20 protein-coding genes and 1 pseudogene are annotated in these 23,753 nt (G+C 63.5%); 15 read left to right on the plus strand and 6 right to left on the minus strand.

Annotated elements, in window-relative coordinates; all coding sequences use genetic code 11:
• The first annotated feature begins 77 nt into the window (after window positions 1–77).
• The 7 genes and pseudogenes from IVA93_RS22880 (at window position 78) to IVA93_RS22910 (ending at window position 8,533) form a co-directional block, all read left to right on the plus strand.
• Window positions 78–1,835 (plus strand): MOSC and FAD-binding oxidoreductase domain-containing protein, encoded by a 1,758-nt coding sequence (locus IVA93_RS22880; RefSeq protein WP_018459366.1) that lies wholly within the window; start codon window positions 78–80, stop codon window positions 1,833–1,835.
• Window positions 1,836–1,850: 15 nt separating this feature from the next.
• Complete coding sequence (locus IVA93_RS22885) at window positions 1,851–2,447, plus strand: redoxin domain-containing protein (RefSeq protein WP_247540428.1); 597 nt, start codon at window positions 1,851–1,853, stop codon at window positions 2,445–2,447.
• 50 nt (window positions 2,448–2,497) lie between these two features.
• A pseudogene (gene pdxR, locus IVA93_RS22890) lies at window positions 2,498–3,953 on the plus strand (MocR-like pyridoxine biosynthesis transcription factor PdxR).
• Between the two features lie 73 nt (window positions 3,954–4,026).
• A complete protein-coding gene (locus tag IVA93_RS22895; protein WP_247540426.1) occupies window positions 4,027–4,653 on the plus strand; it encodes an FMN-binding negative transcriptional regulator in 627 nt (208 codons plus the stop codon).
• A 92-nt stretch (window positions 4,654–4,745) separates the two neighbouring features.
• Window positions 4,746–5,573 carry a class II glutamine amidotransferase gene (locus tag IVA93_RS22900; protein ID WP_018459370.1) on the plus strand — a complete coding sequence of 276 codons (828 nt, stop codon included), beginning with the start codon at window positions 4,746–4,748 and terminating at the stop codon, window positions 5,571–5,573.
• A 21-nt stretch (window positions 5,574–5,594) separates the two neighbouring features.
• A complete protein-coding gene (locus IVA93_RS22905; protein ID WP_026233789.1) occupies window positions 5,595–6,821 on the plus strand; it encodes a carboxylate-amine ligase in 1,227 nt (408 codons plus the stop codon).
• Between the two features lie 572 nt (window positions 6,822–7,393).
• Window positions 7,394–8,533, plus strand: coding sequence for a hypothetical protein (locus tag IVA93_RS22910; protein WP_018459373.1), 1,140 nt, complete (start codon window positions 7,394–7,396; stop codon window positions 8,531–8,533).
• A 6-nt stretch (window positions 8,534–8,539) separates the two neighbouring features.
• Here IVA93_RS22910 and gor read toward each other — a convergent pair whose 3' ends face one another.
• Genes gor through rpiA form a run of 3 tightly spaced genes read right to left on the minus strand, consistent with a single transcriptional unit; the run spans window position 8,540 to window position 11,218 of the window.
• Window positions 8,540–9,928 (minus strand): glutathione-disulfide reductase, encoded by a 1,389-nt coding sequence (gene gor / locus IVA93_RS22915; protein ID WP_247369153.1) that lies wholly within the window; start codon window positions 9,926–9,928, stop codon window positions 8,540–8,542.
• A 55-nt stretch (window positions 9,929–9,983) separates the two neighbouring features.
• Window positions 9,984–10,502 carry a DUF2059 domain-containing protein gene (locus tag IVA93_RS22920; protein ID WP_085352730.1) on the minus strand — a complete coding sequence of 173 codons (519 nt, stop codon included), beginning with the start codon at window positions 10,500–10,502 and terminating at the stop codon, window positions 9,984–9,986.
• 2 nt (window positions 10,503–10,504) lie between these two features.
• Complete coding sequence (rpiA, locus tag IVA93_RS22925) at window positions 10,505–11,218, minus strand: ribose-5-phosphate isomerase RpiA (protein ID WP_247369150.1); 714 nt, start codon at window positions 11,216–11,218, stop codon at window positions 10,505–10,507.
• 166 nt (window positions 11,219–11,384) lie between these two features.
• On the opposite strand from rpiA, the gene IVA93_RS22930 reads away from it, so the two are divergent.
• From IVA93_RS22930 to IVA93_RS22950, 5 genes are all read left to right on the plus strand, one after another.
• Window positions 11,385–12,074 carry an HAD-IA family hydrolase gene (locus tag IVA93_RS22930; protein ID WP_247369147.1) on the plus strand — a complete coding sequence of 230 codons (690 nt, stop codon included), beginning with the start codon at window positions 11,385–11,387 and terminating at the stop codon, window positions 12,072–12,074.
• Between the two features lie 137 nt (window positions 12,075–12,211).
• On the plus strand, window positions 12,212–12,709 hold the full coding sequence (locus IVA93_RS22935; RefSeq protein ID WP_247369144.1) for a hypothetical protein: 498 nt from the start codon (window positions 12,212–12,214) through the stop codon (window positions 12,707–12,709).
• A gap of 107 nt (window positions 12,710–12,816) precedes the next feature.
• Window positions 12,817–13,842, plus strand: a complete 1,026-nt coding sequence (gene moaA, locus IVA93_RS22940) for a GTP 3',8-cyclase MoaA (protein ID WP_085352728.1) — start codon at window positions 12,817–12,819, stop codon at window positions 13,840–13,842.
• Window positions 13,843–14,012: 170 nt separating this feature from the next.
• A complete protein-coding gene (locus IVA93_RS22945) occupies window positions 14,013–14,594 on the plus strand; it encodes a TRAP transporter small permease subunit (RefSeq protein WP_018459380.1) in 582 nt (193 codons plus the stop codon).
• 27 nt (window positions 14,595–14,621) lie between these two features.
• Entirely contained in the window at window positions 14,622–16,277 is a 1,656-nt protein-coding gene (locus IVA93_RS22950) for a TRAP transporter large permease (RefSeq protein WP_247369141.1), read from the plus strand.
• Window positions 16,278–16,355: 78 nt separating this feature from the next.
• Here the strand turns inward: IVA93_RS22950 and IVA93_RS22955 are convergent, their stop codons facing one another.
• Window positions 16,356–17,444, minus strand: coding sequence for a TRAP transporter substrate-binding protein (locus IVA93_RS22955; protein ID WP_247369139.1), 1,089 nt, complete (start codon window positions 17,442–17,444; stop codon window positions 16,356–16,358).
• 280 nt (window positions 17,445–17,724) lie between these two features.
• Here IVA93_RS22955 and IVA93_RS22960 point away from each other — a divergent pair, with 280 nt between their 5' ends.
• Window positions 17,725–19,026: a M20/M25/M40 family metallo-hydrolase gene (locus IVA93_RS22960; RefSeq protein ID WP_247369136.1), complete on the plus strand. Its 1,302-nt coding sequence runs from the start codon at window positions 17,725–17,727 to the stop codon at window positions 19,024–19,026.
• Between the two features lie 69 nt (window positions 19,027–19,095).
• Here IVA93_RS22960 and IVA93_RS22965 read toward each other — a convergent pair whose 3' ends face one another.
• A complete protein-coding gene (locus tag IVA93_RS22965) occupies window positions 19,096–20,505 on the minus strand; it encodes a sensor histidine kinase (protein ID WP_247369133.1) in 1,410 nt (469 codons plus the stop codon).
• A 1-nt stretch (window position 20,506) separates the two neighbouring features.
• Window positions 20,507–21,181: a response regulator transcription factor gene (locus tag IVA93_RS22970; protein ID WP_007592584.1), complete on the minus strand. Its 675-nt coding sequence runs from the start codon at window positions 21,179–21,181 to the stop codon at window positions 20,507–20,509.
• A 306-nt stretch (window positions 21,182–21,487) separates the two neighbouring features.
• On the opposite strand from IVA93_RS22970, the gene IVA93_RS22975 reads away from it, so the two are divergent.
• Both IVA93_RS22975 and IVA93_RS22980 read left to right on the plus strand, forming a co-directional pair.
• Window positions 21,488–22,534 carry an alpha/beta fold hydrolase gene (locus tag IVA93_RS22975; protein ID WP_085395996.1) on the plus strand — a complete coding sequence of 349 codons (1,047 nt, stop codon included), beginning with the start codon at window positions 21,488–21,490 and terminating at the stop codon, window positions 22,532–22,534.
• Between the two features lie 227 nt (window positions 22,535–22,761).
• Entirely contained in the window at window positions 22,762–23,742 is a 981-nt protein-coding gene (locus tag IVA93_RS22980; protein ID WP_157643099.1) for a sensor histidine kinase, read from the plus strand.
• Window positions 23,743–23,753 lie beyond the last annotated feature (11 nt).

Genomic DNA, 23,753 nt, shown 5'->3' on the forward strand with positions numbered 1-23,753 from the left:
CAACGACTAACGAGCCAAAAACCCCATCCGGATGCAAGGATGACGGCAGAACCACGCAGCCAGATCGGGAACACGGAATGGCACGTCTGCTTTCGGTCAATGTCGGCCTGCCGCGCGACGTCGCTTGGCAGGGTCGGACCGTCCACACCGGCATCTGGAAGGCACAGGTCACAGGCCCGCGCAGGGTGCGCCGGCTCAACATCGATGGCGACGGCCAGGGCGATACGGCCGGTCATGGCGGCGAACATCGTGCCGTATTCGTCTATCAGGATGAATCCTATCGGTACTGGCAGGAGCATCCGGGTCGATCCAACCTCGTTCATGGCCAGTTCGGCGAGAACTTTACGGTCGAGGGCCTCGCCGACACCAACGTGTGCATCGGAGACCGCTACAGGATCGGCTCCGCGGTGTTCGAAGTGACGCAGCCGCGCGTCACCTGCTACCGTCTCGGCATTCGCATGGACGAGCCGGACATGGCCGCGCTGCTCGTCAGGCACGGGCGGCCCGGATTTTATTTCCGTGTGATCGAGGAAGGCGACGTCGAAGCCGGTGACGAGATCACACAGATCGCTGTGGGACCCGAGCGCATGAGCGTGTTCGAGATCAATGCGCTGCTTTACCTGCCGCCTCATCCGCGCGAACGCCTGGAGCGCGCGCTGCGGATTCCCGCGCTGAGCCGCGGCTGGCGCCGTTCTTTCGAGGCGCTGCTCGAGCAGCAGAAGGACAACAAGACCGCGGGAAACGCCGGGCTTGGGCCGGCGGCGAGCCCAACTCCGGCCTGGCGCGGATTCCGCTCCTTTCGCGTGGCGCGAAAGATCGCCGAAAGCGGCAACGTGACGTCGCTGATCCTCGAACCCGCCGACGGACATCCCGTGGCGGCCGCCCTGCCCGGTCAATTCGTCGTCATCAAGCTCGAGCCCTCCGGTGCGCAGGCGATGACACGCAGCTATTCGCTGTCGGGCGGCGCCGATGCCGCGTCCTATCGCGTCAGCATCAAGCGCGAAGTTCACGGCGCCGCCAGCCGTTACATTGCCGACGAGCTGCTGGCCGGCGCTGCCGTGCAACTAGGTGCGCCACGCGGCAGTTTCACGCTCCGGCAAGATGCACGCCCCGTCATCCTGTTGAGCGCCGGCATCGGCGTCACCCCTTTGCTCGCAATGCTTCACGCGCTCGCCGCCGAAGCGACGACGCGGGACGTGTGGTGGCTGCACGGCGCTCGCAATGGCCGCGAACATGCGTTCGCCGCCGAGGCGCGCGAATTGCTAGGTGGGCTCTCTCGTCACCATAGCCACGTCTGCTACAGCGCGCCTGACCCGGACGATCGTCTCAATGTGGCGTTCGACACAGCCGGACATCTCGACGCACGCCTGCTCCAGACCCTGAGCGTGCCGCGTGACGGCGATTTCTATCTGTGCGGACCGGCAGGTTTCATGAACGATCTGAAAGCTGGCCTCACCACGTTGGGCGTCGCACCGGATCGCATCCACACCGAATTGTTCGGCGCCGGACCGTCCTTGACGCCCGGCATAGCGTCCTCCCCGCAGAAGCGGGCGCACCCGCCGATCGGTGCCCCCGGCCCCGGCCCGATGGTTTCGTTCGCCCGGAGTGGCCTCAATGTCCGCTGGGGACCATCCTATGCCAGCCTGCTGGAATTGGCCGAGGCGTGCGACGTCCCCGTGCGCTGGTCGTGCCGGACCGGCGTCTGCCACAATTGCGAGAGCGGGTTGATCGCGGGGACGGTTGACTATGCGCCGGATCCGCTCGATCCGCCCGCGGACGGCAATGTCCTGATCTGCTGCTCACGACCCCGAAACGACGTCGTGGTTGATCTGTAAAAGTGGGAGAGCGCAATGCGACCTGACATGATGCCGGGAGTAACCTTCCCGGATTACGAACTCAGCGACCACACCGGCAAGCACCGGAAGCTCTCCGAACTGCAGGCGGGCGATCCAATGGTGCTCGTGCTCGGCCGCGGCGGATTTTGTCCCAAGGATCGTCGCCAGGCCGAAGGCTTGCTGCAACTCCATCGCGAGATGGAGGTGGGCTATTGCCGGATGGTCACGATCACGACCGACAACATCACCCAGACCAGCGAATATCGCAGCGGCGTCGGAGCGCACTGGCCCTTTCTCTCGGATTCGCGGCGCCTCGTTCAGAAGGATCTCGACATCGCCGAATACACCGACCCCGTCCATAATCCGATGAGTCCGCACGTGATCGTGCTCGAGCCCGGCCTCGTCATTCACAAGATCTACAACGGCTACTGGTTCTTCGGCCGTCCAACCGTCGAAGAGCTCCGCCAGGACCTCAGGGCAGTCGGCATGAAGTGCCGGCCGGATTGGGACATCGCGGCGCCCGGCCTCAGGGCACTGTGGGACCAGGGCCGCAGGGAGCATTTTCATCCCTACGGCAAGGCTTACGTCGAAACTCTCGGCGAACGGGATTAGAACCACATTCCGACATCGTCCGCCCGGGCGAATGCCGGTTCGGAATGTGGATGATCCAGATGAAGACCAATCCCGACCGCATGGGCGCGCGCCAGATCTACGAGGCTTTGAGAGATCAGATCCTGGCGAGGGTGTATGGGATCGACGGGGTGCTGCCGTCCTCCCGCGCGCTGGCCGGTGAGATGGGCGTGGCGCGCTCGACCGTCACGATCGCCTACGAACAGCTCGCCGCCGAAGGCTTCATCGAGACACGCCATGGCGCGCGACCGCGTGTGGCTCGCGCCGTCGTCGAGCGAGGACGCACGCGCGTAGTGTCGCGGCCGTCGGCGCGGAAGGTGCGGCTGTCGGCCTTCGGGAGCCGGTTGCTTCAAGACCCGCCGCGCTGGTCTGAGCCGCCGCGCGGGCTCGTCGCGAACTTCCGCTATGGCGAGCTCGCGCCGTCGGATTTCCCGGTACTGGGCATGGAAAAAGGCCGTGACCGCTGCGATGGCGCGCAAGCCCGAACGGCTGGCCTATGACGATCCCTGCGGAGCGCTGCGGCTGCGGACCGCGCTTCAAGGCTATCTGTGGCGGTCGCGTAGCGTCCGCTGCGAGGTCGATCAGATCGTGGTCGTGAACGGCTCGCAGCAGGGCCTCGACATCTGCGCGCGCCTGCTGCTCGATGCCGGCGACCGCTTCGTGATGGAGGATCCCGGCTACCAGATGGCGCGGCATACTTTCGCAGCAACGGGCGCCGAGGCGATCCCGATTCCCGTCGACGTGGACGGACTGGAGACAGCGCGGCTCGATGGCGTCGAAGCCCGCCTCGCCTATGTCACGCCGTCGCACCAATATCCGCTCGGCGGCGTCATGCCGATCGGCCGCCGGCACCAATTGCTCGCCTGGGCCAGGGCAAACGACGCCTACGTGATCGAGGACGATTACGACAGCGAGTATCGCTACGATACCAAGCCGATCCCGCCGCTGCACGCGCTGGAAGGCGGCGGCAATGTGATCTATCTCGGCACCGTCTCCAAGACGCTCTCGCCGACCTTGCGGATCGGCTTTCTGGTGGTGCCCTCCGCCCTGCGATCCCTGATCGCCGCCGCCAAGCAGATCATGGACCGGCACACGCCGCTGATCGAACAGGACGCTCTCGCGTCGATGCTGGAAAGCGGCGCCTATGACGGCCACATCAGGCGCGTGCGCCGGCGCAACGCCGAACGCCAGCGGGCGCTGCTCGACGCGCTTCGCCGCAGGTTCGGGGACCGCGTCCGGATCGAGGGCACGGCCGCCGGCCTGCACATCGTGGCGTGGTTCGACGACCTGCCGCAGAAGCGAGAGGACGCGTTGATCAAGGCGGCCCATGCAAAGGGCGTCGGCATCTATTCCGTCTCTGCGCTGTTCGTCGGACCTCGCCGACCGCGGAAGACGGTCGGCCTCGTCATGGGCTATTCGGCATTGGAGGTGGCACAGATCGAGCGCGGCTGCAGGCTTCTCGCACAAGCCGTCGCCAAACTGGACTGATCAAATAGACGATAACTGGCAGTTTCTTACAGGCCAGATTCCGGCTATCTCCAGAGCAACACCGGAGATAGACATGTACATCCCTCCCGCCTTCAAGGACGACATCGAGAGCATCCGAGCGACCATTCGCGGCGCCCGCCTCGCCAGCCTGGTCACGGCCACCAGCGAAGGCCCCGTCGCCACGCCGCTGCCGCTGCTTCTCGACGAGAGCGAAGGCGAACATGGCGTGCGGTACGGACATGTGGCGAAAGCCAACCCGCAATGGAAACTGCCGCCGATCGGAGATGCGCTGGCGATCTTCAGCGGTCCCGACGCCTATGTGACGCCGTCCTGGTACGCGACCAAGCAGGAAACCGAAAAGGTCGTGCCGACCTGGAACTACGTCGCGGTGCATGCCTACGGCCCGGTCGAATTCTTCCAGGAGCCCGAGCGCCTGCTCGACGCCGTGACGCGGCTCACGAATAGGCATGAAGGATCGCGTGCAAAGCCGTGGGCCGTTACCGATGCCCCCGAAGATTTCATCGCAACTCAGCTGCGCGGAATCGTCGGCGTGCGGATTCCCGTCGTGCGGTTCGAAGGCAAGCGCAAGATGAGCCAGAACCGTCCCGAGGCTGACCGTGTCGGCGTCGCGCAAGGTCTCGCAGCGAGCGAGAACGCTGGTGATCGCGAGGTTGCGCCATTGATTCCGGTTCCGGTTTAGTAGCCACTTGGTTCCCGACACTCGCTGTCGGGAACCATCGTCCTGTCAGGTTCGTTGATACATTTCAGCAAGCATCTCCTGACGGAATTCCTATGTGCCGCTGGATCGCATACCGGGGCGAGACCACGTCCTTCGAGCCCTATGTCACCGAGCCCGAGCATTCGCTCATCGCGCAAAGCATCCGCTCGCTCCAGTCGACGGCGGGCTCGAATGGCGACGGCTTTGGTCTCGGCTGGTACGGTGAGCATCCGGAGCCTGGTCTTTATCGTGAAACACGCCCCGCTTGGTCGGACGAAAATCTCCGCTACCTCTGCCGCCATTTGCGCTCGCATCTGTTCTTCGCCCATGTGCGCGCCGCCACCGGCACGGCAGTGACGCGGCAGAACTGCCATCCCTTTGCCTGCGGCCAGTGGATGTTCATGCACAATGGTTTCGTCGGCAGCTGGAATCGCCTACGGCGCAAGGTCGAGGCGCTGATCCCCGATGCCTACTACCCCTCGCGGACAGGCACGACCGATTCGGAAGCCGTGTTTCTCGCCATGATGGGCGCGGGTCTCGACGCCGATCCGCTCGGCGCAACGCATCGCGTGCTGCGAGCCCTCGTCGGCCTCGTCAACGAAGGCGAGCTTCGTGAGCGGCTACGCTTCACCAGCGCCATCGCCAACGGCCGGGATCTCTATGCCTTCCGGGTTGCGGTCAACGATGCCGCCAACACGCTCTATTTCCGCGAGGCTGGCGGCCAAGTCATCGTCGTCTCCGAGCCGTTCGATAAGGAAACAGACTGGACGGAAGTGCCCGCGAATCACGCGCTGGTCGCACGTGCGTCCGAGAGCGCGAAAATTGTTCCGTTCGATCTTGCAATTTCCAGTGAGGTCGACGCGGAACCCGCTCCTGCCAGAAGGATTATCGCCCGCGGGTAAATACCTTGGCCGGGTGGCACGATGACATTGGCGTCAGACGTCTTGAAACTGCTGCGGCTTGATTCCTCCGAGGACAGGCAGCACCTCGTCATTCGCTCGGCCGGCGGACGCGGCAAGGCTGCGGAATATTCGTTCGGTATCGAGGAGGAATACTTCCTCGCCGATCGCCGCAGCCTGGAGGTCGCGATCCAGACCCCCAATGAGCTATTCGAATCTGCGAATTGGTCGACAGGCGGCCAGGCGATGCGGGAGATGTTACAGTCGCAGCTCGAGGTCGCCACCAACGTGCATGTCGACGTCGCCGACGCGCGCGAAGAGCTTCGCTTCCTGCGTCGCGAAGTCGCAAACGTCGCGGCACAATACGGCTTCGTGATCATGGCCTGCGGCACGCACCCGACCGCGGTCTGGCGCATGTCGCAGCCGAGCCCGAAGCCACGCTACGAGGAGATGATTGAGGATCTGCGCAGCATCGGCCACCGCAACCTGATGTGCGGCATGCACGTGCACGTCCAGTTGCCCGATCCCGAAAAGCGCATGGCGGTGATGCGAGCGATGCTGCCGCATCTGCCCTTGTTCATCGCCCTGTCGGCCTCCTCCCCGTTCTGGAATTCACACAAGACCGGACTGAAGGGCTATCGGCTCGCCGCCTATTCCGAGCTGCCGCGCACTGGCCTGCCCGAATTATTCGAGAGCCGGCAGGATTACGACGAATATGTCGGCGCGTTGCAGCGCTCGGGCGTGATCCCCGATGAAAGTCACATCTGGTGGGCCATGCGCCCCTCGATGAAGCACCCGACCCTCGAGCTGCGTGCGCCCGATACCTGCACCTTCGTCGACGACGCCGTTGCCATTGCCTCGCTCTATCGCTGCCTGACCCGCTATCTCTACCTGCGACCTCATCTCTCGAAAGAGGTCACCGCGGTCGAACGCGCAATTGCGGTGGAAAACAAATGGCGCGCCCAGCGCTACGGCACCGATTGCATCTTTGCCTCCAAGGACGGGCCGGTCGAGATCTCCGAGCTGCTCTCCCGTGTGATCGAGGACATCGCCGAAGACGCCGCCGCGCTGAACTGCATGGCCGAGGTCGAACACTGTCGCACCATCGTCGAACGCGGCAGCTCGGCCGAATTCCAGCTTCGCGCCTTCCGCGACAATGCGGAAGACATCGCCGCCGTGTCGCGCTGGATCGCAGACGCGACGATCTCGGGCACGAGCACCCCCGCCGCAGGCGTTCCCGCGCCTTCATAGCGCCCGCGCAAGCTTCGCGAGCAACAATGTCGGTCCTGAATGCGTAAGGTCGCGGAGAGAACGATGAATCACGTCAAATGTTGCGCTGGCTGTGGCCATGGCCTCATTCCGATGCTCTCGGCCAAAGGGCGCGCGGAGCTCAGCTGCCTCTGGTGCGAGCTCATCGAGGCGCGTGCAGTGGACATGGCGAAGTGGGCTGACAGCCCGTACGGCAAGCCCGAGCGGACCGTCCGTCGAGCTTTCGAATGAACGGCTTCAGACACCCGGCCGCCGACTTCTCCTGATCGGCGCAGCTGCGCATCCGCGCCAGAATGCCGCCAAATTAGACAAGACACGTCTCGTCACCAGGATTGCAGACTGGGCGAACATGGCCATGCAGGCTGGTCAAGCGTGTCATCTAACCTCAAGTGCAACCTCGATTTTTCATCGCGTGGCGGCGAGTCGCAAAGCCTTGCGTGCCGCGCACCGCCTCGACTGGCCTAAAATTCGCAAGGCAGCATCAGGCCTGATCCCCTGCTCTCAGCAAGATGCGTGCGCCGAGACAGGGTGAGCGGGCCAGATCGGAGAATGCCATGAACGTGCATGCCACCGGCGATCTCAAATTCACCGGCCTCACCCGCCCGGACGGCGCGCCCCTTCGCCTCAACGATCAGGAGTTCGTGGCGATCGATCGCGACCGGAATGCGAAGTTCGAGGCAACGTACCGGCCGCAGGCCCTCTACAATCGCGCCAACGAGGGTTTCCACGCCAACAACGAAACCTTCCTGCTGCACGAGGTCGCGACCAATCTGCCGATCTATCTGCCCGACACCGGCCCTACCGACTTCCATCTTCATCTGCCGCCGGGCGGCTTTCAGCTCGTGCTGGTCACGTCGGGCGCGTTCACGTTCGACTATGACGGGCGCTTCTATAATGTCGGCCCCGGCGCGGTGATGCTGCAAAGCGCGATCGTGCACCGACAGCTGTTCTACACCTGGTCGGGACTGTCGACCGAAGAGAATCTGAAGACGCCGCAGACGGTGGTGCCGGATCCAATCTCGATGGGCTATTCGGGCAAATTCCTCGAAGCCTTCATCACTGACCCGACGACGTTTCCAAACCCGACCATCGTCGGTCCGGACCAGATCAACGAAGCCGAGACGCCGCGGGTGGCATGGAGCCACTCTCTGCATGATCGCCCGGTCGATGCAGGCTTCTGGCTCCAGGACCCCTTGGCGCTGGATGCGCTGTTCAAGCCGCTCACCGACAGCCCGATCAAATCGGCCATGCCGGTTTACGTGCGCGATATCGGGATCGAGGCTCCGAGCGGTCACCTCGTCGCCGGCCACATCATCGCAACCGATCCGCGCGGCCAATCGCTCTTGTCCAAGAGCACGTCGTCAGCGGCGGACACCACATGTTTCGCCAAGGGCGAGGTCGTGATCTACCGCGTGATCCGCGGCACGGCCGAATTCAGGAACAAGACTGGCGAGACCTTTGAGCTCGCGGCCGGCGATGTGGTGACGGCGGGCAAGAACGCCACAAGCCTCGTCGGTGTTGGTGAGAACACGCAGGTCCTTCGGCTCGGCCTTCTCAAGGGCATGAACGACCTCCGCAGCTGGACGCCGACGCAACGCGACGAGATCGACGGCCTCGCCGGTCAGATCATCACGCAGAAGGACATCCGTCCGCTGCGCACCGAGGGCAAGCCGGTCGGATACCTGTACGGCTGAGCGGAGTTACTCCGCCGCTTGGCGGACGTGGCGGGCGGTCGGGGTGCGCATGGTGACGAGCTCTTCGGACGCGGTCGGATGCAGCGCGATCGTCGCGTCGAAATCGGCCTTGGTCGCCTTCATCTTCACCGCAATCGCGACTGCCTGCGTGATCTCGGCTGCGGCATCGCCGACGATGTGACAGCCGAGCACACGGTCGGTTGAACCATCGACGACGAGCTTCATCAGCACGCGGGTATCGCGGCCCGACATCGTCGCCTTGATGGGCCGGAACGTGGTCTTGTAAATGTCGATATGGCTGAATTGCGCGCGGGCTTCCGTCTCGGTCACGCCGACGGTGCCGACCTCCGGCTGCGAGAACACGGCGGTCGGGATGTTGGCGTGATCGACCTGCACCTCGCGCTTGCCGAACACGCTGTCGGCGAACGCATGGCCCTCGCGGATCGCGACCGGCGTCAGGTTGAAGCGATGGGTGACGTCGCCGATCGCGTAGATGCTGTCGACCGAGCTCTTGGAGAAATGGTCGACCGCGATGCCGCCGTTCCGCGGGTTGATGGCGACGCCGGCCTTCTCCAGGCCGAGATTGGCGACCGCGGGATGGCGGCCGATCGCGAACATCACCTGGTCGGAGGCAAGGCTCGATCCGTTCGACAGATGCGTGGTGAATTCCTCGCCGTGCCGATCGACCTTCGTCACCGTGCAGCCGGTCAGGATGGTGATGCCCTGCTTCTCCATCTCGGCGCGGACATGGGCGCGAACATCCTCGTCGAAGCCGCGAAGAATGTTGTCGCCGCGATAGATGACTGTGACGTCGGAGCCGAAGCCGGCGAAGATGCCGGCGAACTCCAGCGCGATATAGCCGCCGCCCTGGATCACGATCCGCTTCGGCAGCTTGGCCAGGTGAAACGCCTCGTTGGAGGAGATCACGTGCTCGATGCCGGGAATCGGAGCGCCGTGATTGGGCGCGCCGCCGGTGGCGATCAAAATGTATTTTGCAGTGATCTTCCGGTCGTTCTCGAGCAGGCGGACGGTGTGCTTGTCCTCGATCACCGCGCGGCTCTTGACGATTTGCGCGCCCGACTTCTCGACATTGGCGGTGTAAGCCGCCTCCAGACGCGCGATCTCCTTGTCCTTGTTGGCGATCAGCGTCGGCCAGTCGAAGGTCGCAGACGGAACGGTCCAGCCAAAGCCGGCGGCGTCCTCGATCTCGTGGCGGAAATGCGAGCCGATGACGTACAGCTTCTTCGGCACACAGCCGCGGATCACGCAGGTCCCGCCCATGCGGTACTCTTCCGCGATCATGACGCGGGCGCCGTAGCCGGCCGCGATGCGGGCGGCGCGCACGCCGCCCGAACCGCCACCGATGACAAAGAGGTCGACGTCGAATTCAGCCATTGTCCACTCCGACCTCTTTCAGAACATGATCCGGATTCCGATCAGATAGGGACTGTCAGATCTCCTTGCCACGCTTGCGCATCTCGGCGCGGAAGGCACCCATCACGGTCTCGGAGAAGTTCTGAGCCCAGGAGTTCATGAAGGCCATGCTCAGCCCGATCGCGCGCGGCTCGGCTTCGATCAGCTTCTTGCCCAGCGGCGACTTGTAGAAGGTGACGAGATCCTTCAGCTCCTGCTCGGTGAACTCGCTGGCATAGACCTGCGCCATGCCTTCTCCGATCTCCTTTTCGCGGCCTGCCAGCTGCTGGTTGACGACCCCGGCGACCTCGGTGAGATCCTTCTGATAGTTGAGGTTCTGCTGGATCAGCGCGATCCTGGTCTTATCGACCAGGCCGGGCACGGCGTTGGCATACATCGCACTGGCGTTCTTGATCGCGAGGATCTCCTTGGCGGCCGCGATGGCCGTCGGCGACGATTTCGGCGGAGCCGCCTGCTGGGCCCCGGCCGGGGCGACCGAGAGGGCCAGTCCCACAGCGAGGGTCGCGACCGGCAACAATTTCAAAACGCTCTTCATTCCTAGTCTCCTTTCGGCTTTCGCCGTTCAATCACGCGAATTCCCTCGCCACCCGCCAAGACAGCCGAGCTGGCCAAGCCGATGAACAAACCATGCTCGACGACGCCGGGGATCGCGCTCAACGCCGTGGCGAGGCGGGCGGGATCCTCAATCTTTTCGAGCTGGGCATCGAGGATCCAGTGGCCGCCATCGGTGACGAAAACGTGGCCGTCCTTGCCGTTGCGGACCGCCATCTGCCCGGAAACGCCGCATTCCGCAAACGCCTTCTCGATCGCGCGTCGCGTTGCGCCGAGCCCGAACGGGATGACCTCGACCGGCAGCGGAAAGCGGCCGAGTGTCGGGACCCATTTGGTGTCGTCGGCAATCACGATCATGCGATCCGAGGCGGCCGCGACGATCTTCTCGCGCAACAGCGCACCGCCGCCGCCCTTGATCAGATTGAGTTCGGGATCGATCTCGTCGGCGCCGTCGACGGTGATGTCGAGATGATCGATCTCATCCAGCGTGGTCAGCGGCACGCCGCAGCGGATTGCATCGAGACGCGTCGCCTCGGAGGTCGGCACGCCGATCACTTTCAGTCCGGCGCGGACCCGCTCGCCGAGCAGCTCGACGAAATGTTTTGCAGTCGAGCCGGTACCGAGCCCGAGTTGCATGCCGTCACGGACGTCCTCGAGGGCGCGCGCCGCAGCCTGCCGCTTCAACTGGTCCATGTTCACGTTTGCGCCGTCCCTGAATTACGAGTGTTAGGCTTGCGGCGGCCTGTGTAGCCTCGTTTTCCCTCGGAGAACAGGGTCTGGGGGAACAGGCCTCCGGCCCAGCTTATAAGGTGATCTTATGGCTTCGGCCCTTGCGCGGGCGGGGCCGGGCCGGTAGCGCTGGACCATGACCCCCTCCCACACCATCGTCTTCGATCTCGACGGCACGCTTGTGGATACCGCGCCCGACCTGATCACCGCGCTCAATTACGTGCTCGACCGCGAAGGGCTGCCGCCCGTGCCGATGGCCTCGGCCCGCAACATGATCGGCGCCGGCGCCCGCAAGCTGATCGAGCGGGGGCTGGAGGCCGAGGGCCGCAGCGTCACGGTGGCCGACATGGACCGGATGACGGCCGATTTCATCGGCTATTACGCCAACAATATCGCCGTCGAATCCCGGCCGTTCGAGGGGCTGGAGGCCGCGCTCGACCATTTTGCAGCCCAGGGCCATCGCCTCGCGGTCTGCACCAACAAGCTGGAATGGCTGTCGAAGCGCCTGCTGGACCAGCTCGACCTGAGCCGGCGCTTCGCTGCGATTTGCGGCGCCGACACTTTTGGCGTGCAGAAGCCCGATCCGACCATTTTCCGCGAAACGGTGGCGCGGGCCGGCGGCGAGGTCAAAGCCAGCATCATGGTCGGCGACGCCGGACCCGATGTCGGCGTGGCCCGGCGCGCCGGAGTTCCCGTGATCGGGGTCAGCTTCGGCTATACGGACGTCCCGATTGCCGAGTTGAAGCCGGACCGGCTGATCCATCACATGCGCGACCTGCCGGCCGCCGCCAGCAGCCTGATGACCGCGCAGGCAGCTCTCAAGTAGCTGAGATAGCCTAGTTATTCCACGGAATCCGGCGTTAACCATCTACTAACTATGTGCGGCCGGCCGGTTGCTCGGTCGGAACGACACTCCTAAGTTTGTCCGGGGATGTGGCGGTTCGTCGCAATAAGTGGATGGTCATGCGTCGTGTCATCGCGATTGCGCTAGCTGGGGTCAGTCTCTTGGGAGCAGCGAGCCTTGCCGGCTGCTCCTCGATGTCTTCGACGTCCTGGGACATGTTCAAATCGGCCCCGCCGACCGTGCAGGTCCGGCTCGAATCCAATCCCCCGGGTGCTGACGCCACGACCTCACTAGGTGCCGGCTGCAAGACGCCCTGCTCCGTCGCGGTTCCCGCCCCCGACGCCCCCTTCACGGTCGCTTTCGCGCTGCCGAAATACCAGCCAGTAAGCGTGCCGGTGAACGTCATCAGGAATCCCGGTGACTTCACGACCCCCGCCTCGATCACCACCGACCCCAACCCGGTTTTCGCGGAGCTCCAGCCGGCCGTTCCGCCAAGACCGGTCCGCAAGCCGCACCGCCCGAAGAAACCGAAACCGGCGGCGGCCGCGGTCGCCCCGGCTGCTGCCGCACCGGCTGCGGGCTCGCCTTTCCCCGATCCTAACGCGGGCAAGCGCTGACCTCCGTCATCCCCCATTTGTCTCTGACGCATTCGATGCTTAGATTGCTTCCAGGACACCGCTGAAGCAAAACTGCTCGCGTTGCCGCAAGTGACAAGGCATTTGGTATGAACGGACTTTCCGCGAGCCCCCTGTCGAGCACGATGACCGATCCGTTCGGACGGACCATCTCGTATTTGCGCGTCTCCGTCACCGACCGCTGCGACCTGCGCTGCTTCTACTGCATGTCGGAAGACATGACGTTCCTGCCCAAGGCGGACCTGCTGACGCTGGAGGAACTCGATCGGCTCTGCTCGGCCTTCATTGCCAAGGGTGTGAAGAAGCTGCGGCTCACCGGCGGCGAACCGCTGGTCCGCCGTAACGTGATGACGCTGGTGCGCTCGCTGTCGCGGCACCTCAAGAGCGGCGCGCTGAGCGAGCTGACGCTGACCACCAACGGCACCCAGCTTGCGAAACATGCCAGCGAACTCGCCGATTGCGGCGTCCGCCGCATCAACGTTTCGCTCGACACGCTCGATCCGCAGAAGTTTCGCGAGATCACCCGCTGGGGCGAGATCGACAAGGTGCTGGAAGGCGTCGAGGCGGCACGCGCCGCGGGCCTCGCGGTCAAGATCAACGCCGTGGCGCTGAAGAACCTCAACGAGGATGAACTTCCCGACCTGATGCGCTGGGCCCACGGCAAGGGCATGGGGCTGACGCTGATCGAGGTCATGCCGATGGGCGAGATCGGATCGGGACGAATCGACCAATATCTGCCGCTGTCGCTGGTGCGCGCGCGCCTTGCCCAGCAGTTCACGCTGACCGATCTGGCCGAGAGCACCGGGGGGCCGGCGCGCTATGTCAGCGTCGCCGAGACCGGCGGCAAGCTCGGCTTCATCACCCCGATGACCCATAATTTCTGCGAATCCTGCAATCGCGTGCGCGTCACTTGCACGGGAACGTTGCACACCTGCCTCGGCCACGAGGATGCCTCCGATTTGCGCAAACCTCTGCGTGCATCGGACGACGATTCGCTGCTTGCGGATGCGATCGACCGCGCCATTGGGCTGAAGCCCAAGGGCCACGATTTCATTATCGACCGCCGCCACGACCGCCCCAGCGTCTCCAGGCACATGAGCGTCACCGGCGGCTAACATCGGCTGGCCGGCCGCGGCTTATTCCCCTTAACTATCAACAAACTTCCGATTGACTGGCGGCACGCTCGCTGGTTTGGTGCGGCAGCCTCATGCCTGCGCGGCGAGACAAGCCAACGCGCCCACTCGGCGCAGTCAAGACGGCCGGGGCAAATCGGGGAGGACCAATCTTGCAAGCGCTCCTGAAGCTGAGCAATGGAATTGACGCGTTCACACGTTGGACGGGCAAACGTCTGGCTTGGCTGATCCTGCTCGCCGTCGTCATCTCGGCGCTGAATGCGATCATCCGAAAGACATTGGACACGTCCTCCAACTCGTGGCTCGAGCTGCAATGGGTGCTTTTCAGCATCGTGTTCCTGCTGTGCGCGTCCTGGACGCTGCTCGACAACGAGCACATCCGGATCGACATCTTCAATAGCATGATGCCGAAACGGGCTCGCAACATCATCGACATCATCGGGCACATCTTCTTCCTGATCCCGCTGACCGTTGTCATGATCGTGACCGGAATACCGTTCTTCCTGCGCTCGCTCCAGATCAACGAGCAATCCGGCAATGCGGGCGGCCTGCCACAATGGCCGGCAAAAGCGCTGATCATGATCGGCTTCGCCCTCCTGCTCGTTCAAGGCATATCCGAGCTGATCAAGCGAATCGCGATCATGCGCGGCATGATCCCGGACCCACACGAGTCGCAGGTGTCCGCACTGGAGGCCGAGGTCGAGCACCTCGTCGAAGCGATCGAAAAGAAGTAGCCGTTGGCGACGGTTTAGGGGGAAGTCATGACCGCGTTTATTATCGCCAATCTGGCGCCCATCATGTTCGCGACGCTCGTGATCGTGCTGCTGCTCGGCTACCCGGCAGCATTTTCGCTCGGCGCCGTCGGCCTGTTCTTCGCCATCATCGGCGTTCAGCTCGGCCAATTCCACCCGGACTTTCTCCAGGCCCTGCCGGAGCGCGTCTACGGCGTCATGAACAACGACACGCTGCTCGCCATTCCCTTCTTCACCTTCATGGGATTGGTGCTCGAGCGCTCCGGCATGGCGGAGGATCTGCTCGACACCATCGGCCAGTTGTTCGGCACCATCCGCGGCGGCCTCGCCTACGCGGTGGTGTTCGTCGGCGCGCTGCTTGCGGCGACCACCGGCGTCGTGGCGGCCTCGGTGATCTCGATGGGCCTGATCTCGCTGCCGATCATGCTGCGCTACGGCTACGACCGCCGCGTGGCGACCGGCATCATCGCGGCCTCCGGCACGCTGGCGCAGATCATTCCGCCGTCGCTCGTCCTGATCGTGATGGCCGACCAGCTCGGCAAGTCGGTCGGCGACATGTACGAGGGCGCGTTCATTCCGGGCCTGGTGCTCGCCGGCCTCTATGCGGGTTACGCGTTCCTCGTGACCATGATTTTCCCGAAGGCGGCGCCCGGTCTTCCCAAGGAGGCGATCGGCTTCCGCGAGGAGAGCGGCGACCGCGGCCTCAAGTCGCTCGGCGTGCTGTTCCTGGCGAGCTGCGTCTTCGGCTGGTTCATGATGCGGAATTCGGAGACACACGGCGCCGACTTCGTCGTGCTCAGCATGTTCTTCGGCATCCTCTTCGCGTTCTTCGTCGCCATCGCGAACTGGGTCCTCGACAAGCTGACGGGCTACCGCTTTCTCTCGAAGATGGCGCAACAGACCACCTTCGTAATGGTGCCGCCGCTATTCCTGATCTTCCTGGTGCTGGGCACGATCTTCATCGGTGTCGCGACGCCCACCGAAGGCGGTGCGATGGGTGCAGCCGGGGCCCTCATTCTCGGAGCCGCGAAGCGGCGGCTGACCTGGGACCTCGTTCGTCAGGCCACCGAATCGACGGCGAAGCTGTCCGCCTTCGTCGTCTTCATCCTGGTCGGCGCGCGCGTGTTCTCGCTCACCTTCTACGGCGTCAGCGGCCATGTCTGGGTCGAGCACCTGCTGACCTCCCTGCCCGGCGGCCAGATCGGCTTCCTGATCTTCGTCAACGCCTTCGTCTTCGTGCTGGCGTTCTTCCTCGACTTCTTCGAACTCGCCTTCATCGTGATCCCGCTGCTCGGGCCGGCTGCCGAGCATCTCGGCATCGACCTGATCTGGTTCGGCGTCATCCTGGGCGTCAACATGCAGACGTCGTTCATGCATCCGCCGTTCGGATTTGCGCTGTTCTATTTGCGCTCGGTCGCGCCGAAGGAACGTTATACCGATCGCGTCACCGGCAAACGCATGGAGCCGGTCACGACGGGACAGATCTATTGGGGTGCGGTGCCGTTCGTCGTCATCCAGATGATCATGGTGCTGCTCGTGATCATGTTCCCGTCGATGGTGATGCACTACAAGGGCGTGCAGTCCACCGTCGATCCCAACAGCATCAAGATCGATATTCCCCAGATCGATCTGCCGCCGCTCGACTTCGGCCAGCCGAAGCAATAGCGCCCGGCCCGCCTGCAAAAAAGAACCCGGAGCGAAAGCTCCGGGTTTTTTCGTTTGGGCCGATCGTGCGCTCTGCGATCAGCTCTGCGAGTTGCGCGCCATGAAGTTGTCATAGCCGACTTCGGCGACCTGGAACCACTGATATCCGTTGTTCGAGAACGCGGTCAGCGATTCGTAGACCTTCTTGAAGTCCGCGTTGGTGGCCGAGACTTCGGTGTGCAGCTCCTTTGACGCCTTGAAGCAGGCCTGCATGACCTCTGGCGAGAACGGATGCAGCTTGGCGCCGGCCGCGAGCAGGCGCCGCAACGCCGGTGGATTGGCCTGGTCGTACTTCGCCATCATCCAGTTGTTGGCGTAGTGCCCCGCCTGCTCGAGGATGCTCTGATAGTGCTTCGGCAGAGCATTCCACTTGTCCTGGTTGACGAAGGCGAGCAGCATCGGCCCGCCTTCCCACCAGCCCGGGAAGTAATAATGCGGCGCGACTTTCACGAAGCCGAGCTTCTCGTCGTCATAGGGCCCGACCCATTCCGCTGCGTCGATGGTGCCCTTCTCCAGCGCCGGATAGATGTCGCCACCGGCGATCTGCTGCGGCACCGCGCCGAGTTTGGCCATCACTTTTCCGGCGAAGCCGCCGATGCGGAATTTCAACCCGCTGAAGTCCTGGGGCGTCTTGACCTCCTTGCGGAACCAGCCACCCATCTGACAGCCGGTGTTGCCGGCAAGCAGCGAGACGACGTTGTACTTCTTGTAGAACTCGTTGAGAATCTCCCTGCCGCCGCCCAGCATGTACCAGGCCTGGTTGATGCGCATGTTCGGTCCGAACGGCACGGCCGAGCCGAAGGTGAAGGTCGGGTCCTTGCCGAAATAATAATAAGACGCGGTGTGGCCGATTTCGCAGGTGCCGTTCTGCACGGCATCGAGCACCTGAAGGCCCGGCACGATCTCGCCGCCGGCAAATGTCTGAATCTGGAATTTGTTGTCGGTCGCTTCCGCGACCATCTTGGCCATCATCTCGGCGCCGCCATAGAGCGTGTCGAGCGATTTCGGCCAGCTCGTCGGCATGCGCCATTTGATCTCGGGCGTCGTCTGCGCGATCGCTGGAGCGGCGAGCGTGGCGACACCCGCCGCACCAAGCCCGGTGACCTTGATGAAATCTCGTCTTTTCATGATTTCCTACCCTGATGGATTGTGACGGTGGGCCTTCTTGCCGAGGCTTGGAGGCCAGCATGGAACATGTGTCGTCCGATTTCCATCCCTCACGATGTGAGGGACGAAAATGCCCAGCTCCCGCGCCATCCGGTTCTACGACTTTAGGCTTAGACGGCCCGCGGCCCTGGCCGTTCCCATCACGCCCGCCTCGGCCGGGCATGACGGGCGCGCCGGGCACGTGACAAGCGCCGGAAACACGGGCATACCGCGCCATTCCCCCAACCTAAGGCCGCCACGCATGTCGCGATCCTACCCTGCTCCATCGCTCGTTGGTTCGTTGATCGCGTCGCTCTGGCTGGGATGTGCGGCAATGCCGGCGCATGCTGAGCTGAGCGCGAATGTCATGGCCGACGTCCATGCGTTGGCGCAAAAAGAGCAGCAGCCGCTGCTCGACACGCTGCGCGATCTCGTCAGCATCGAATCCGGCAGCAAGGATGTCGAAGGTCTGAACCAGATCGCCCAGCGCGTTGCCGGCCAGCTCAAGCAGCTCGGCGGCACGGTGGAGATCCTCGAACCCACCGACGTCTATCGCCTCGACGACACACCCGAGAAGATCGGCCCGGCCGTACACGCCGTATTCAAGGGCACCGGCAGCAAGAAGATCATGCTGATCGCCCACATGGACACCGTGTACCTGAAGGGCATGCTGAAGGATCAACCGTTCCGCATTGACGGCGACAAGGCCTACGGCCTCGGCATTGCCGACGACAAGCAGGGCGTCGCGCTCATTCTTCATACCGTGGCGTTGCTGCAGAAGCTGAGCTTCCGGGACTACGGCACGCTCACGGTGCTCACCAATGGCGACGAGGAGATCTCCTCACCGGGCTGGCGCAGCACCATCACCAGGTTCGCTGCGGATCAGGATGTGGTGTTCTCCTTTGAAGGCGGCGGTACCGACGGCACGCTGCGGCTGGCCACCAGCGGCATCGGCTCGGCCTATCTCACGGTGCAGGGCAAGTCGTCACATGCAGGCTCACGGCCCGAGGGCGGCGTCAACGCGCTGTACGAACTCTCCCACCAGCTGCTGCAGATGAAGGACCTGTCCAAACCAGAGCAGGGCCTGAAACTGAACTGGACGGTCTCCAAGGCCGGCACCAACCGCAACGTGATCCCCGCGGAGGCCACGGCCCAGGCCGACGCACGTGCACTTAAGGTCACCGATTTCGACGAGCTCGAGAAGACACTGCAGGAGAAGATCAAGAATCACCTGCTGCCCGAGTCCAAGGTCGAGCTGAAATTCGAGGTGCGCCGTCCGCCGCTGGAGGCCAACGACGCCTCACGTCGAGTCGCGGCCCACGGCAAGACGATCTATGAGGAGATCGGACTGCCTCTCAAAGTCGACGAGAAGGCGACCGGCGGCGGCACCGACGCGGCGTTTGCCGCACTCAAGACCACCGGAGCCGTGGTGGAAGGCATGGGCCTGTCGGGGTTCGGCGCGCATTCCAACGATGCCGAATATGTGCAACTCAACAGCATCGTGCCGCGGCTTTATCTGACCACACGCATGATCATGGATCTGTCCACCGGCAAGCTGAAATAGCCCGATCTTCCTTCTCTCCTCACGTCCGCCGAAGCCTTGGCAAAGGCGGATGTGGGAGAAAGTGGCGCGTCAGCGCCGCGCCGCGTTCAAATCAACGTCGTCCGACTTCTCCGCCAGCCTGAACCGCAGCGTGAACTGCGCGCCGCCGCCCGGAAGATTCTCCACCGCAACCGTCGCCGCGTGATCATCCGCCACGGCGCGCACGATCGACAGCCCGAGGCCGGCGCCGTCGCTGCGCTGGCGGTCGGCGCGCCAGAAGCGGTGGAAGATCAATTCGCGCTCGGCTTCCGCGATTCCCGGCCCGCAATCGCGCACGCGCACCGCGCCATCCTCGCTCACATCGACATCGACCGACGTGTCCATTGCCGTGAACTTGATGGCGTTTTCGGCGAGATTGAAGATCGCGCGCTGGAGCATCACCGAATTGCCGTGGATCAGCACCGGCGCCTCGGTGCCCCTCAGCGCGATATCCTTGTGCTGTGCGATCGCGAGCGGCGCGATCGAACCGACCACCTCGGCGCAGACCGCGCGCAAATCCGCGGTCTCGCCGGGATCGAGCACCAGCGTGTCGAGCTCGGCGATCTCCAGTAGCTGCGCGACGATGCGGCTCATGCCCTCGATGTCCGCATGCAGCGCATGCCGTGCGGCGCCATCGCCGAGCGTCTCGATCCGCGTGCGCAGGATCGCGAGCGGCGTGCGCAATTGATGCGCGGCGTCGGCGGTGAACTGCCGCTGCACCCGAAAGCCGTCCTCGAGGCGGTCGAGCGCCTGGTTGACGGCGGTGACGAGCGGCATGATCTCGCGCGGAATCTGCTCCGTCGGCAGGCGGATGTCCGTGCGCGCTGGGCCGATATTGCTCGCCTCCTCGGAGGCCTTCCATAGCGGCGCAACAGCGCGGCGAAAGATGATGATGTCGATGCCGAGCAGGACCAGCAGGATCGGAATGGTGATCCATCCGACCCGCCGGAAGAAGTTCGATACGATGTCGTCGATGATGACGTCGCGGTGCGCGAGGTCCTCCGCGACGCGAATGCGTATCACCTTGCCGTCGATGGTGCGGGTGACTCCGGCCCCGGAAATCGTTTCGGAGAGCGGCGGTGGCGCGGCCGCCGCAGTGCCGGTCTTGCGCCGCGACGAAAACAGCAGATTCCCCCCGGCATCGCGAATGTCGTACTGGTAGCGGCCATAGGCTTCTGAATAAAGGCCCTTGAGACTGTCCGGCAGGTTGAACGTCAGCAGCCCGTCGGGCTGGGCGACGATGCGCTCGGCCAACACCTCGGCCTGCGCGCGCATGGCATCGCGATGCAGCTGGTCGATCTCTGAATTGAGCAGCCAGAACAGCACCAGCGGCAGGAAGATCGCGACCACCGCGACCGCCACGATGTGCAGGAACACGATGCGCCAGATCAGCGATTTGAACGTCGGCGACCTCCCATGGATCCCGGCGCGGAATCCGGCGTGAGATCCGATCCGGGCCACGCTATTTCTCCTCGGCCATGAGATAGCCGACGCCACGGATGGTGTGGATCACGACCTTGGCGCCATGCTCGGCGAGCTGCTTGCGCAGCCGCGAGACGTAGACCTCGACCGCGTTGGAGGCGACCTCGCCATCGAGGCCGAAGATGTGGTCCTCGACGTTCTTCTTCGGTACCACCCGCCCCTGCCGGCGCAGCAGGATCTCGAGCACCGAGGTCTCGCGCGCGGAGATGATGCGCGGCTGGTCGTCGACGAAGATCTGGCGGCTCTCGGTGTCATAGACGAGGTTGGCGAGGCGCAGCGAGCGGCCAAGCAACTGGCCCGGACGGCGCAGGATCGCCTCCAGTCGCGCCACCAGCTCCTCCATCGCGAACGGTTTTGCGAGATAGTCGTCGGCGCCGCTGCGCAGGCCGCTGACACGATCTTGCAAGCCGCCGCGCGCGGTCAGCACCAGCACCGGCAACGGCTCCATCTGCCGGCGAAGCTCACGCAGCACCGACAGGCCATCGCCGTCGGGTAGTCCGAGGTCGAGGATCATCGCGGCATAGCTGACGCTGCTGACCGCCTCGCGCGCTTCGGCAGCGCTGCCGACGATGTCGCTCTCATAGCCGGCCGCCGACAGCCCGCCGGCAACGAGCCGCGACAGCTCGGCATTGTCCTCGACGATCAGAAGGCGCATCGCATTTTCCCGCGGGATGTTCCGGTGTCACCGCACGGCTTCCGCCGCATCTTCGCTGTCTTCCATCATCCGGGGCATCTCGGCCAGCGAAAAAGCACCCGGCGGGCCGGCCGCTCCCTTCCGTCAGGTTCCTGTAAGCCAGTCCGGGCACGAGCGGATGAGGTCGCGGATGGCCCGGAAATTTACCTCCTTGGGCCCCGCCGCCGTCGGCCCTGCCGAGGAACGAACACCCCCGCGAACCGTTCAACTCAGCTGCAACATTTCTCATTTGATGGGGCGTCGTGCAGACCACCTAAGGTAATGCACATGCGCCTTGCACGACGAACACGTTCCAGCTCCCTTCTATCCGATTGCTTGAGCGCCATCACGCGACATCCAGGCGCCGCCGCGTTTGCTGCCGCAGGTACCCTCGTTGCGGCTACCGCAATCATAAACCGGCGGCTCGCGAACAAAGCGCAACGCGATAATCCTCCGCAGGGTCGGTTCATCGACGTCGAGGGGGTTCGCCTGCACTATTTGGAACGCGGCAGAGGCAAGCCGCTGGTCTTGTTTCACGGCAATGGCAGCATGGTCCAGGATTTCGTCTCGAGTGGATTGATCGATCTCGCAGCCGAGAACTACAGGGTCATGGTGTTCGATCGTCCCGGTTTTGGGCATAGCTCGCGGCCAAGGCACGTCGTCTGGACTCCGGATGCCCAGGCGGACCTGTTCAAGAAGGCCCTCGATCAGTTGGGCGTCTCTCAAGCGATTGTCCTTGGCCATTCATGGGGAGCGTCGGTTGCGGTTGCGCTGGCGACAAGACATCCTTCGTTCGTGCAGGCTCTCGTATTGGCCTCGGGCTATTATTTCCCGACTCCCCGCGCGGACAGCGCGGCGTCGGTGCTGTCCGCCCTACCGGTGGTCGGGGACGTCATCAGCTCCACGATTTCGCCGCTAGCCGGTCGGATGATGTGGCCCGCGATGTTGCGCAAGCTGTTTGACCCCCGGCCGGTCCCGAACAAGTTCGCCGGCTTTCCGAAAGAAATGGCGTTGCGCCCATCACAGATGCGGGCCACAGCGGCCGAAGCGACGATGTTGATCTCCGCCGCATTCTCAGGTTCGAAGACTTATGCAGAACTCAAGATGCCGACGATCATTATCGCGGGCCAGAACGATCGTCTGATCGATATCAAGCAGTCGGTCAGGCTGCATGGCGAGGTCAAGCAGAGCAAATTGCACCGGATCGACGGAGCGGGACACATGATTCATCATTCCGCAACCGCTGATGTGATGGCGGCCATCGACGAAGCTGCTGCCGAGGCGGTGTTGACTCATGGAAGGGAAGGCCCAGGCGTTTCGCGAAGCAACGCGTAATCGCTCACGAACAACGCCGCTGATCGCCGTCGGCGAACCTCACGGCTCGTTTGCGGAGGATCGCTTCTGAGCCAACTCGGGCGCGGGACCACACTTCAACCCGCCCTCTCGGTCGAACGGAGACCTTTTCGACCGGGTATGGTATCTGTCGATCGCCCGTTGGCCGAGGTGCCGATTGGTCAGATAAAGCGGGAAAACGAAGCACAATGGTTCCTAGCCAGGTGACGATGCCCTTGTGGCACGAAAAGCACCTCCGGGCTGCCACTCGCGCCGCCGGTGTCGCTCTATGGTCCTGGAACGTTGATACCGACGCCATCACCATGGATGAACCCGCGTACGACCTTTGGGAGGTGCCCAAGGGCGAGCAGAAAATTACGTTCGAGATACTGTCCAAGAACATCCACCCTGCCGATCTTGAGAGGGTGAGATCGGCATTTGCCGCTACTCGCGCAGTCGTAGGCTCTTACGAGATAGATTTTCGTATTCTGACCGGCAGCGATATCCGTTGGATTTCCGCGCGGGGCCAGGGCGACGATGCCGACATCGCGGATCGAACGATGTTCGGTATTTTCCTGGACGTCACCCAACGCAAGCAAGCCGAGGAAGCCAACGAGCTCCTGGCGGGCGAGATGAGCCACCGGCTGAAAAACCTTCTCACCGTCGCAACGGCGCTGACGCAAATGAGCTCACGCTCGGCAGCATCAAAAGAGGATATGGCCCAGGAGCTGACCAGTCGCCTGATCGCTCTTGGACGTGCTCAGGACCTTGTGCGCCCGGTACCGGGACGAAATAGAGAAGGGACGCTTCTCGGAGACCTCATCTCTGTTCTGCTTGCGCCGTACGATGAGGAAGGAGCCAGCGTTCGTATTCGTGTCTCGGTCCCCAAGATGAACGTGGGAGAGGCTTCCAGCACAGCACTCGCCTTGGTGATGCATGAACTGGCAACCAACTCTGCGAAATACGGTGCGCTGTCCCTTTCAAGTGGCACCCTGGACGTATCGTGCAACGCTCACGAGGACGAGGTCGTGGTCAAGTGGACGGAGCGGGGTGGTCCCCCCGTTGTCGCTCCAACAAAGCTCGAAGGCTTTGGAAGCCAGTTGGTGCACCGAAGTATGGCCGCCCAGCTTGGCGGGACCATAACTTTTGACTGGTCGGAAGAGGGTGTGGTGGTCATCCTGCGCATGAGCAAAGACCGTCTTGCGAATTGATGTTCAGCTGA

The sequence above is a fragment of the Bradyrhizobium sp. 155 genome (assembly GCF_023101105.1).
Classification (GTDB): Bacteria; Pseudomonadota; Alphaproteobacteria; order Rhizobiales; family Xanthobacteraceae; genus Bradyrhizobium; species Bradyrhizobium canariense_D.